Origin of the sequence: Streptomyces sp. NPDC044571, from assembly GCF_040647115.1 — a bacterium.
Lineage (GTDB): Bacteria > Actinomycetota > Actinomycetes > Streptomycetales > Streptomycetaceae > Streptomyces.
In genome coordinates this window covers 1-11,676 of record NZ_JBEZBN010000100.1, presented here as the reverse complement: position 1 = coordinate 11,676, position 11,676 = coordinate 1, and the positions used below count along the sequence as shown (strand labels likewise).

The following is an 11,676-nucleotide window of genomic DNA, read 5'->3' as shown; positions in this document are numbered from 1 at the left end:
TGCTGTCCGTCAGTTGTACGCGCCGCACCCGCGGCACCGGGCAGCGATCGCCGAGTCCCCGTCAGGCGCGAGCCTGGGGAGCCGGGGACCCACATACAGCCGCTGGATGATCGTCCCGGTCGCCAGGGCGCCGCCCGCGCACATGGTGATCAGCGCGAACTCCTTGTCGCGGCGCTCCAGCTCGTGCAGTGCGGTGGTGATCAGCCGGGCGCCGGTCGCCCCGACCGGGTGGCCCAGGGCGATGCCGCCGCCGTTGACGTTGACCTTGTCCAGGTGCTGTTCGAAGACCTGGGCCCAGCTGAGGACCACGGAGGCGAAGGCCTCGTTGATCTCGACGAGGTCGATGTCCTTGAGGGACATGCCGGCCTTGCCGAGCACGGCCCGTGTCGCGTCGATCGGACCGTCGAGGTGGTAGTGCGGGTCGGCGCCGACCAGCGTCTGGGCGACGATGCGGGCGCGCGGCTTGAGCTTGAGCGCGCGGGCCATCTTGCGGGAGGCCCACATCACGGCCGCGGCCCCGTCCGATATCTGCGAGGAGTTCCCCGCGGTGTGCACGGCGGTCGGCATGACCGGCTTGAGCCGGGACAGCGCCTCCATGCTGGTGTCCCGCAGCCCCTCGTCACGGTCGACCAGCCGCCACATGCCCTGCCCGGCGGCCTGTTCCTCCTCCGTCGTCGGGACCTGGACGGCGAAGGTCTCCCGCTTGAACCGCTCCTCGGCCCAGGCGGTGGCGGCCCGCTCCTGGGACAGCAGGCCGAGCCGGTCGACGTCCTCGCGGGTCAGGCCGCGGTGGCGGGCGATGCGCTCCGCGGCCTCGAACTGGTTGGGGAGGTCGACGTTCCACTCGTCCGGGAACGGCTTGCCCGGGCCGTGCTTGGAGCCGGAGCCGAGCGGGACGCGGCTCATCGCCTCGACGCCGCAGGCGATGCCGATGTCCATGACCCCGCCGGAGATCATGTTGGCGACCATGTGGTTGGCCTGCTGGGAGCTGCCGCACTGGCAGTCCACGGTGGTGGCGGCGGTCTCGTAGGGCAGGCCCATCGCGAGCCAGGCGTTGCGGGCGGGGTTCATCGACTGTTCGCCGGCGTGGGTGACGGTGCCGCCGACGATCTGCTCGACGCAGTCGGGCTGGATTCCGGTCCGGGCGAGGAGCTCGCGGTAGGTCTCGCCGAGCAGGTAGGCGGGATGGAGGTTGGCGAGCGCGCCTCCGCGCTTGCCGATGGGGGTGCGTACGGCTTCGACGATGACGGGTTCCGCGGCCATGAGCTCGTCCTCTCCCTGCACTGCGCCGGCGCGGCGGGCCGTCCCGGCGCCCCGCCTCGAACTAGTACGCGTTCTAGTTCTCCTCGCAGTCTTATGACCCGGAGGCCCGGCACGCAAGGGTCTTGCACGCGGCTTACACGGATTCCACACGCAACAGTTGACGCGAGGACCCTTGTCACTTCCAGAACTCGTTACTACCTTCGAGCCAATCTCCTGATGGGCCGTCAGACTTTGGAGTCGCCCGATGCCCTGTCCCGCGCTGCCCGAAGGCTTCGACGCCACCGATCCCGACCTCCTCCAGGACCGCGTCCCCTTCCCCGAGTTCGCACAGCTGCGGCAGACCGCCCCCGTGTGGTGGTGCCCGCAACGGCGGGGCGTCACCGGCTTCGACGACGAGGGCTACTGGACGGTCACCCGGCACGCGGACGTCAAGTACGTCTCCACGCACCCGGAGTTGTTCTCCTCCACCACCAACACGGCCATCATCCGCTTCAACGAGCACATCCAGCGCGAACAGATAGATGCCCAGCGCCTGATCATGCTGAACATGGACCCGCCGGAGCACACCCGCGTACGCCAGATCGTGCAGCGCGGATTCACCCCCCGGGCCATCCGCGGCCTGGAGCAGGCCCTGCGGGACCGGGCCCGGCAGATCGTCCGGGAGGCGGCTGCCGCCGCGGGCGACGGCAGCTTCGACTTCGTCACGCAGGTGGCGTGCGAGCTCCCGCTGCAGGCCATCGCCGAACTGATCGGCGTACCCCAGGAGGACCGGCTCCGCATCTTCGACTGGTCGAACAAGATGATCGCCTACGACGACCCCGAGTACGCGATCACCGAGGAGGTCGGCTCCAACGCGGCGATGGAGCTCATCGGCTACGCGATGAACCTGTCGGCGGCGCGCAAGGAGTGCCCCGCCAAGGACATCGTCACGCAGCTGGTGGCGGCCGAGGGCCAGGGCAACCTGGGGTCCGACGAGTTCGGCTTCTTCGTCCTGCTGCTGGCCGTCGCGGGCAACGAGACCACCCGCAACGCCATCAGCCACGGCATGCACGCCTTCCTGACCCACCCCGACCAGTGGGAGCTCTACAAGGCGACCCGCCCCGCCACGGCCGCCGAGGAGATCGTCCGCTGGGCGACCCCGGTGGTGTCCTTCCAGCGCACCGCCACCCAGGACACCGAGCTGGGCGGCCGGAAGATCAAGGCCGGCGACCGGGTGGGACTGTTCTACTCCTCCGCCAACCACGACCCCGAGGTCTTCGAGAACCCGGACGTCTTCGACATCACCCGAGACCCCAACCCGCACCTGGGCTTCGGCGGCGGCGGACCGCACTTCTGCCTCGGCAAGTCCCTGGCCATCATGGAGATCGACCTGATCTTCAACGCCCTCGCCGACGCCCTGCCCGACCTGCGGCTGGCCGGCGAGGAACCGCGCCGGCTGCGCGCGGCCTGGCTGAACGGCATCAAGGAGCTCCGGGTCAGCCACGGTTGAGCGGGTGAGCGCGACCGCGACCGCGACCGTGGCCGTACCGGTTCCAGGACGGCAGGGGCTGCTCCCTCTCCCACGCCCCCGGCCCCTGCCGTCCCCTGGAGTGCGCCGCCGCAGTCCCCGGCGGGCGCTCCGGAGGAGTCCGCGCCTGCGGATCCCCTGCGGGACGGTGGGCGTCGTATGCCGGATCGTTGGCGTCCGGAGCATTGTCCTGAGGCCTGTGGGGCGTCACACTGCGCGGATGAACCTTCACGCTGCCGAAGCCGACACCGCGGACCGGGTGGATGCCCGCTGGCAGCGGCTGCCCACGACGTGGCGGCTGATCCTGGAACGCGGCGGGCCGGATCCGCTCAGCCGCGGGGTCATCGAGCTCATAGAGGCCGCTTCCGCTCAGCCGCAGCTGCGCCGGCTGTACCCGTTCACCCGCCAGTGGACCCTGTGGTTCAGCTCCCGCACCCGCCACCCCTTCGAGGTGGAGGCGCCGGCCGCCGAGCCGACGCCCGACGGCCGCTTCCGCGTCCGCAGCCCCAGCCTGAACACCGTGATCGCCGAGGCCGACACCGCGGAGGCCGCCATCGCGCTCGTCGTGGACCGGCTCACCGCGGGCGGCACGGCAGCCCCCTGACGGCCCGCTCCCCGACCCCGACCACCCCGAGTGGCGGGGGCGCCGCCGACGGCGGATCCTGACAGGACGCGGCGATCCACCGAAGGGGTGCCGGGGCAGGCGTACGGCCGGGGCAGGCGTACGGCCCGCCCCGGCACCCCTTCGCGGTACGCGTGCGCCGTGGCCGTGGTCAGGCCCGGCTGCGGGTGGCGGCGGCGCCCACCCGTTCGGGCTCGCGCGGCTTGGGCACGGCGGCCCCGGCGGCCGCCTGGACGGCGCCGCGCGGCCCCGACAGTACGTAGACCAGCCCGAACCCGGCGCTGACCACGACCGCGCCCCCGACCGCGTCGAGCACCCAGTGGTTGGCGGTGGCGACGATCGCGCACACCGTGATCAGCGGGTGCAGCGCGCCCAGCAGCTTCTGCCACGCCTTCGGCGCCAGCACCACGATCACGATCCCGCACCACAGCGACCAGCCGAAGTGCAGCGAGGGCATCGCCGCGTACTGGTTCGAGATCGCGGTCATCGCCCCGTACTGCGGGTGGGCCAGGTCCTGCGGCCCGTGCACGGTGTCGATGAAGCCGAGGCCGGGCATCAGGCGGGGCGGCGCCAGCGGGTAGAGCCAGAAGCCGACGAGCGCGAGCAGCGTGGCCAGGCCCAGGGAAGCGCGCGCCCAGCGGTAGTCGCCGGGGCGGCGCCAGTACAGCACGGCCAGGATCGTCAGCGGCACCACGAAGTGGAACGACGTGTAGTAGAAGTTGAAGAACTTCTCCAGCCAGGGCGTGTTCACCACGGCCTGGTTGACGGCGTGCTCGATGTCGATGCCCAGCGCCCGCTCGATGCCGTGGATCTGGCTGCCGTTGCCTTCGGCGAGGCTGCGGCTGGTGGGTGCGGCGGCCCGGATGTGCGAGTACATCGAGTACCCGACCCGTATCAGCAGCAGTTCCAGCAGCAGGTTGGGACGCGACAGCACGCGCCGCCAGAACGGCATCAGCGGCACCCGCGACCAGCGCGCGGCGGCGGGCCGCCCGTACGCCGTCGGGACCGGCTCGCGCCAGTACGGCGAGGACCTCGGCAGGAACGGCACGGCGCAGGCCGCCGCCAGAGCGGCGAGCAGCAGGACGTTGTCGCGTACGGGGGCCAGCGCGGCCAGGTTGGGCAGCAGCACATCGCTGGGCAGCGTCATGGCGAGCACCACGGCCACCGGCCACACGGGCCGGTCCGCCGCACGCCTGCCGACCTTGCCGGCCACCGCCAGCAGCACCCACAGCAGCTGGTGGCGCCAGCCGGTCGGCGCCACCGCGACGGCCACGCAGCCGGTGATCGCGACGGCGAGCAGCAGCTGCCCGTCCCGGGCGTAGCGCACCGCGCGGCGCAGGCCCAGCCAGGCGATCCCGGCCGCGAGCACCACGTACAGCAGGACCTCGACGGGCCCGGAGAGGCCGAAGCGCAGCAGCGCGCCGTGCACGGACTGGTTGGCGAGGCCGCCGGGGGCACCGCCGAGGCCGGTGCCGGCCAGGTGGTGCACCCAGTACGTCCAGGAGTCGCGGGGCAGCGCCGCCCAGGACAGGGCGGTGGCCGCGGCGAAGGTGACGGCGGCGGCGCGGGCGGTGGGCCGACGGCCGGTCAGCCAGAGCAGCGGCGCGAAGAGCAGCAGGGCCGGCTGGAGCGCGGCGGCGAAGCCGAGGAGGAAGCCGGACGCGCGCTCGCCGGGCACCCGGAAGACCGCCAGCAGCACCAGCAGCACGGGCAGCACGGCGGTCTGGCCGGGCGAGGCCGCCTCCCGCACGGGCAGCGAGACCATCATCAGGCCCACCAGCACGGGCGCGGCCAGCAGCGCGGTGCGCCGCGGCACGGGGTCGGGCAGGCCCCGGGCGGCGACGAGCCCGACGGCGGCGACGAACAGCAGCGTCACACAGGTCCAGGCAACCTCCAGCGAGGGTGCCGCGAGACCGAGGAACGGCTTGAGCACCAGGCCCGCGAAGGGCGTCCCGGTGAACTGGCCGGCGTCGTAGAGCGACCCGGGCAGGGCACCGGGAAGGTGGAAGCCGCTGAGCCACTCTCCCGGTGGCACGCGCAGTACGACGGCGGCCTGTCTGACGGCGAGGACGCCGGCCAGCGCCCACAGCAGCAGGCGCGCCGCCCCCAGTCTCCCGCTGTCACCGCCTATGACCCCGGCATGTCCGTTCGCACCACCGTGCTCTGCCGCGTTAGCCACGCCTCGCCGGCCTCCCGCCCTGTTGAACGCAACCCTGACTTAGCCTGGCTGCCGCGCTTCATGCACCACTTCATTACCTGGGAGGACGATATCCCCCGCGGGATCCCTAGGATGGCGGGCATGAGCATCGTGAAGATCAACGCGCTGACCGTTCCCGCCGAGCAGCGGGAAGTGCTGGAGCAGCGCTTCGCCTCGCGGGCGGGCGCGGTGGAGAGCTCGGACGGATTCGAGTGGTTCGAGCTGCTGCGGCCGGTGGAGGGCACGGACCAGTACCTCGTCTACACGCGGTGGCGGTCCGAGGAGGACTTCCAGGCGTGGATGGAGGGCCCGATGAAGGCGGCCCACCAGGGTGGCGGCTCGGGGGAGGGTGGGCGGCCGAAGCCTGCGGCCTCGGGGTCGTCGGTGTGGTCCTTCGAGGTCGTGCAGCAGGCGGCGCCGAAGCCGAAGGCCTGAGCCCCGGGCGGTGCGGGGAGTAGACGTACGTCGGGTCGGCCGGGCGGGGCGGCCGACCGGGGGGCGACCTGGGCGGTCGACCAGAGGGCCGACCACGGGGCCGACCATCTGGACCCGGGGACCGGGGAGCCGGTCAACTCCAGAAGGCGTCCTCCTCGTCGATGTCCTGGGTGCACTCGTCGATGTCGCTGATCTTCCCGCCGACGATGGTGAAGAAGAGGCCTTCCTGGATCTCTATCCCGCGGTCGCCGCGGTCGCCGCGTGCCGTGTGGAAGGACATGACGTGCCCCCGCCCGTCCACCAGCACCGTGTGCAGGTCCACCTGGAAGGTTCCGTTCGTCTCCTCGCCCAGGCGCCGGTACAGGTCGAACACGGCTTCACGGCCCTTGTGGTGCCCGGACAGCGGGTTGTTGCCGGGCACGTGGTGGATGACATCGGCCGTCATCAGCGTGGCCAGCTTCTCCATGTCGCCCTTGGCGAAAGCCTCGTAGCCCCTGCGGACCAGGGCAGCGTCGGGGTGCTCTGACATGGCATTCACGCCCTCCATTAGTCCTATTTACCCTTTTCCCCATCATCGGTCTGTGCCTGTGGATATTCCACGCGGCGAGGCGCACGCGCCTTCCACAATGACGCCATGAACATCAACACGAGCACCCCAGCCACAGCCACAGCCGCGACAACAGGAACGACGACAGGAACGACGACCGGGACGACGACCGGGACGACGACAGCCACCTGGACCGTCGTGGCCGAGCACTTCACCACCGCCGACGCCACGGCCCTGCGCCGCGCGTACTACGCGGAGGTGGCCGGCCGGTATTGGAAGCGGTCCGTCACCGAGGCCGAGATCGACCAGGGCCTGCTGGACTTCCCGGCCGACGGGCTGGTCCCGCCGACGGGCCGGTTCGTGGTCGGCCGACTGGACGGCCGGCCGCTCGCCTGCGGCGGCATACGGCTCCTCGACCCCGTCACCGCCGAGCTCACGAGGGTCTACGTGGACCCGGCCGCCCGCGGCACGGGCGGCGGGGCGGCACTGCTCGCCGCGCTGGAGGAGGAGGCCCGGGCGCTGGGCGCGGAGCGGATCCGGCTGGACACCCGGGCGGACCTGGTGGAGGCCCGAGCCCTGTATGCGCGCCACGGGTATGCGGAGATACCGGCGTACAAGGCCGACCCGTATGCGGAGCACTTCTTCGAGAAGCGCCTGGTCTGAGGCGCCGCGGTCAGTGCACGGCGTGGTCCCGGCGGGGGCCTGCGTCGTAGGGCTCCTCCGCGTCGGATCCGCAGAGCTCGGCGTTGAGTTCCTTCACCAGCTTGACCAGGTCGGTCGGCCTGTCCGGGCCCCACCAGTCGCCGAGCAGTTCGGCGAGGGACTCCTGCCGCGCCTCGGCGAGCTTCTCCGCGTACCCCCGCCCGCGGTCCGTCAGGACCAGGGGCAGCCCGTCGCGTGCGGCGAGCCCGCGTTCCTCCAGCTGACGGGCGGCATCGGTGATCGCCTTCAGTGGCACGGCGGTCCGTTCCGCGAGCATCGCCGGCTCGGTGGAGCCGTACTTCTTGATCCGCAGCAGCATCCAGCTGGCCGCGGGCAGCAGGTCGAAGCCGGCCCTCTCGGTGATCTTCTCGTAGACGTGGCGGCGGCCCTCACGGGTGCCGAGCACCGAGAGCGCCCGGGCTACCTCGTCGTGGGAGGAGCGGTGGACGGGATTGGAGGCGAGGGTCTCGGTGACATCGGGCGCGGTGACCGAGCCGCGCAGCTTGTCCTCCTTGAGGAACCAGGCGGTCACGAAGGCGAGGAGGACCACGGGCACGGCGTACAGGAAGACGTCGGTGATGGACGCGGAGTACGCGTCGAGCACGCGGGGCCGCAGCACGGGCGGGAGCCCCCCGATGGCCCGGGGGTCGGCCTCCACCCGGGCGGCCGTACCGGGCGGGACGGGAAGACCGGCGAAGGCGGAGGCGAGCTTCTCCTCCAGCTGGTTGGTGAAGACCGTGCCGAAGATGGCGACGCCGAAGGAGGCGCCGATGGAGCGGAAGAAGGTGGCGCCCGAGGTCGCGACGCCGAGGTCGGCGTAACTGACGGCGTTCTGCACCACCAGCACCAGCACCTGCATGACCAGGCCCAGTCCGGTGCCGAAGACGAAGAAGTAGAGGCTCATCTCCCAGGCGCCGCTCGTGCGGTGGAGCTGGTGGAGCAGGAGCAGGCCGAGCGCGGTCACCGCCGTGCCCGCGATCGGGAAGACCTTCCACCGCCCGGTGCGGCTGACGATCTGACCGGAGGCCGTGGAGGAGATCAGCATGCCCAGCACCATCGGCAGCATGTGGACACCCGACATCGTCGGCGAAACGCCCTGGACCACCTGCAGGAAGGTCGGCAGGTAGACCATCGCGCCGAACATCGCGAAGCCGACGACGAAGCTGATCACCGAGCAGAGGGTGAAGGTGCGGATCCGGAACAGTTTCAGCGGCAGGACGGGTTCCACGGCCCGCCGCTCGACGAGGAGGAAGGCGACGAGCAGGACGGCGCCGAGCACGGCCAGACCGATGATCCCGGCCGACCCCCAACCCCAGGTGCCGCCCATGGAGGCGACGAGCACGAGGCAGGTCGCGACGGAGGCGATGAGGAAGGTTCCGAGGTAGTCGATGGTGTGCTTCGAGGGCCGTGCCGGGATGTGCAGGACCGCGGCGATGACGAGGAGGGCGACGAGACCGATGGGGAGGTTGATGTAGAAGACCCAGCGCCAGGACAGGTGGTCGACGAACAGGCCGCCCAGCAGCGGACCGAGGACGCTGGTGGCGCCGAACACGGCACCGAAGAGGCCCTGGTACTTGCCGCGCTCGCGGGGCGGGACGATGTCGCCGACGATCGCCATCGACAGCACGATCAGCCCTCCGCCACCGAGGCCCTGCAGCGCCCGGTACGCGATCAGCTGCGGCATGTCCTGGGCGAGCCCGCACAGCGCCGAACCGATCAGGAAGATCACGATGGCCGCCTGGAACAGCTTCTTGCGTCCGTACTGGTCGCCGAGCTTGCCCCACAGCGGCGTGGCGGCGGTCGAGGCCAGCATGTACGCCGTGACCACCCACGACAGGTGCGCCATACCGCCCAGGTCGCTCACGATCGTCGGCAGCGCCGTGGAGACGATCGTCTGGTCGAGGGCGGCGATCAGCAGTCCGAGCAGGAGTGCGCCGATGGAGACGAGCACCTCGCGGGAGGCGTGTTCGGCGGTGGGACCGGATGCCGGCGGGTCGGGAAGGGGGTCCACAGGGTCCGTGGTCATTTCCTGAGCCATCCGCTCCTCCTCAGGCCGGATCAACATTTCCATCCTGAGTGGTGTGTCCGGTTATGGCCTGTCGGGCGGGTTGGGCGGGCCCCGGCGGGTCTGCATAATCGCAGGCAATGCCCAGGGAGGGATGGATCCAGTGAGCGCTGAGCGCTGTCCAGAATGCGACGTCGTAGGCGTCGGCTGCGGGTGCGCGCCGGGTGCGGGCTTCGAGCCGTTGCGTATCCGCCCGTACGTGACCCTGTCCCACCCGGGCCTGCCCGACGGCCCGCCACCACAGCCGGCGCACCCGGTGCGGGGCGTGATGGCCGAGCCGCCGAGCCCGTATGCCCCTCCCGGCACGCCGACACCACCGGAGGCCGAGACCCCGGCATACGGCACACCGGCGTACGGCGTGCCGGAGCAGGGGACGCCGGTACGGGCGACGCCGGAGCAGGGAACGCCGGTGCAGGGCAGACCGGTGTACGGCATGCCGGAGCAGGGCATGCCGACGCACGGCGCAGCGGCTTACGGCGTACCGGCGCACGGCACGACAGTGCACGGCACGGAGGAGCAGGACACGCCTCCTTACGGCATACCGGTGCAGGGCACGCCGGCATACGGCATGCCAGCGCATGGCACGGCGGTGCACGACACGCCGGTGACCTGGCCGGACGGCCCGCCGCAGGCGTCCTGGCCGGCCGGGATGGCCGGCGCGGCTGGGCCGACCGGGCCGATCGACCTGGGCACCCTCCGCCCGCACACCGGGGGCGAGCACAAGGGCCGGGGCGGGGGCGGGGGGCGGGGCGGGGGCGGGGGCCCCGAGAAGCGGCCCCGACCCAACCGCCGCCGCCAGCTCCCGACCATCCTGGCCGGCGCCGGAACGGTGGTCGCCGTCGGCACGGCCGCTTTGGCCCTGGGAGTGCTCTCGGGCTCCGGTGACAGCGACACCGTCCTGCTGGACGACAAACCGACGGCCCCGGTGGTGAGCCTGGCCCCGATTGGCCCGACGCAGCCGACGACGGCCGGCCCCTCCCGTTCCGCCTCGCCGTCCCGCTCGGCGAGCGCCTCGAAGTCCGCTTCCCCGTCCCCTTCGGCCAGCGCCTCCCGCTCCTCGGCCGCGGCGGCCGCGCCGGCCCCGTCGGCGAGCAAGGCCGCCGCTCCCACCACCCCGGCGCCTCCGGTCGGTCCGACGCTCAGGTACGGGGACTCGGGCCCGGAGGTGGAGAAGATGCAGCGGCTCCTGGCCGCGCGCGGGCTGTACCGGGGCAAGATCAACGGCAAGTTCGACGACCGTACGGAGAGGGCTGTATCGGAGTTCCAGTGGAACAACGGCATCGACGACGAGTGGGGCGTGTACGGCCCGGCGACCCGGCGCGCACTGGAGGGCACGGGCTGATCCGTAGGAGAGGTGGCGCGGACCGCTCCGCGTTTTGTATCGTGTGGGAACAAAGTGGTTCCGTCCACACTCCCTGACCGGTGGACGGAACCGCTCTGTTCTCTTCTCCCGCCCCGTCTGGAGCCCGCCGATGTCGGCCAGCACCACCACCGCCCCCGTCGTCCTCACCGCCAAGGCACTGCTCCTGGACATGGACGGCACCATCGTCAACTCCGACGCGGTGGTCGAGCGCTGCTGGCGCGACTGGGCGGTGTCCCACGGGCTGGACCCGCAGGAAGCCCTCAAGGTGGTCCACGGCCGCCAGGGCTACGCCACCATGGCCCTCCTCCTGCCGGAGCGCCCCATGGAGATCAACCACGCCGAGAACACGGTGATGCTCGCCCGCGAGACCGCCGACACCGACGGAGTGGTCCCGGTGGCGGGCGCCCCGGAGTTCATGGCGTCCGTCACGGCCCTCCCCCACGCCCTGGTCACCTCCGCCGACGAAGCCCTGGCCACGGCCCGCATGTCTGCCGCCTCGCTGCCGCTGCCGGACGTACGGGTCACTGCCGAGTCCGTGCAGGCCAGCAAGCCCGACCCCGAGGGCTTCCTCAAGGGCGCCGCCGAGCTGGGCGTGGACCCGGCCGACTGCATCGTCTTCGAGGACTCCGCCGCCGGCATCGCCGCGGGCCGGGCGGCGGGCATGCGCGTGATCGGCATCGGCCCCCGCGCCGCCGCCCACGCCCCGACGGCCCACGTCCCCGACCTGACCTCCGTCGAGGTCACCCCGACCGAGGACGGCTCGATCCGCCTCACTTTGGCGGCGCAGGGGTAAAGGGGCGGCCGAAGCCCCGACAGGCGAAACTCGAAGGCCCAGCGGAGTCGGGATGGGCTGGGTCCCGGCTGACCGGCATCGGAGGGAGTCCGGGGGCGTCCCGTCAGTCCACTGTCCTTCCGTGTCGGTCCGGCCCGTCAAGGGCGCTCCTCCTCGTTCCTCGTCGTCGCGTCGCTTCGCGA

9 protein-coding genes and 1 pseudogene are annotated in these 11,676 nt (G+C 71.8%); 6 read left to right on the top strand and 4 right to left on the bottom strand.

Translation table 11 applies throughout. From position 1 onward, the window contains the following. Positions 1 to 96: 96 nt before the first annotated feature. Positions 97 to 1,263, bottom strand: a pseudogene (locus AB0B01_RS30105) (steroid 3-ketoacyl-CoA thiolase); the annotation flags it as partial. Positions 1,264 to 1,507: 244 nt separating this feature from the next. Between AB0B01_RS30105 and AB0B01_RS30100 the strand changes: the two are divergent. Both AB0B01_RS30100 and AB0B01_RS30095 read left to right on the top strand, forming a co-directional pair. After that, complete coding sequence (locus AB0B01_RS30100; RefSeq protein ID WP_361725915.1) at positions 1,508 to 2,752, top strand: cytochrome P450; 1,245 nt, start codon at positions 1,508 to 1,510, stop codon at positions 2,750 to 2,752. A gap of 238 nt (positions 2,753 to 2,990) precedes the next feature. After that, the gene (locus tag AB0B01_RS30095) at positions 2,991 to 3,374 is read left to right on the top strand and encodes a DUF6193 family natural product biosynthesis protein (RefSeq protein ID WP_361725912.1); all 384 of its coding nucleotides are present in this window, start codon (positions 2,991 to 2,993) and stop codon (positions 3,372 to 3,374) included. Positions 3,375 to 3,543: 169 nt separating this feature from the next. Here the strand turns inward: AB0B01_RS30095 and AB0B01_RS30090 are convergent, their stop codons facing one another. Next, positions 3,544 to 5,523: a bifunctional glycosyltransferase 87/phosphatase PAP2 family protein gene (locus AB0B01_RS30090; protein WP_361725918.1), complete on the bottom strand. Its 1,980-nt coding sequence runs from the start codon at positions 5,521 to 5,523 to the stop codon at positions 3,544 to 3,546. A gap of 168 nt (positions 5,524 to 5,691) precedes the next feature. Between AB0B01_RS30090 and AB0B01_RS30085 the strand changes: the two genes are divergently transcribed. After that, positions 5,692 to 6,024 (top strand): antibiotic biosynthesis monooxygenase, encoded by a 333-nt coding sequence (locus AB0B01_RS30085; RefSeq protein ID WP_361725909.1) that lies wholly within the window; start codon positions 5,692 to 5,694, stop codon positions 6,022 to 6,024. Positions 6,025 to 6,157: 133 nt separating this feature from the next. Here the strand turns inward: AB0B01_RS30085 and AB0B01_RS30080 are convergent, their stop codons facing one another. Continuing rightward, entirely contained in the window at positions 6,158 to 6,553 is a 396-nt protein-coding gene (locus AB0B01_RS30080; RefSeq protein WP_361725906.1) for a nuclear transport factor 2 family protein, read from the bottom strand. A gap of 105 nt (positions 6,554 to 6,658) precedes the next feature. On the opposite strand from AB0B01_RS30080, the gene AB0B01_RS30075 reads away from it, so the two are divergent. Continuing rightward, a complete protein-coding gene (locus AB0B01_RS30075) occupies positions 6,659 to 7,234 on the top strand; it encodes a GNAT family N-acetyltransferase (RefSeq protein WP_361725903.1) in 576 nt (191 codons plus the stop codon). Between the two features lie 10 nt (positions 7,235 to 7,244). Here AB0B01_RS30075 and AB0B01_RS30070 read toward each other — a convergent pair whose 3' ends face one another. Continuing rightward, the gene (locus AB0B01_RS30070) at positions 7,245 to 9,311 is read right to left on the bottom strand and encodes an MFS transporter (protein ID WP_361725901.1); all 2,067 of its coding nucleotides are present in this window, start codon (positions 9,309 to 9,311) and stop codon (positions 7,245 to 7,247) included. Between the two features lie 226 nt (positions 9,312 to 9,537). Here AB0B01_RS30070 and AB0B01_RS30065 point away from each other — a divergent pair, with 226 nt between their 5' ends. Together AB0B01_RS30065 and AB0B01_RS30060 are read left to right on the top strand one after the other, a co-directional pair. Continuing rightward, positions 9,538 to 10,680: a peptidoglycan-binding protein gene (locus AB0B01_RS30065; RefSeq protein WP_361725898.1), complete on the top strand. Its 1,143-nt coding sequence runs from the start codon at positions 9,538 to 9,540 to the stop codon at positions 10,678 to 10,680. Positions 10,681 to 10,810: 130 nt separating this feature from the next. Continuing rightward, positions 10,811 to 11,494: an HAD-IA family hydrolase gene (locus AB0B01_RS30060; RefSeq protein WP_361725895.1), complete on the top strand. Its 684-nt coding sequence runs from the start codon at positions 10,811 to 10,813 to the stop codon at positions 11,492 to 11,494. The last annotated feature ends 182 nt before the right edge of the window (positions 11,495 to 11,676 follow it).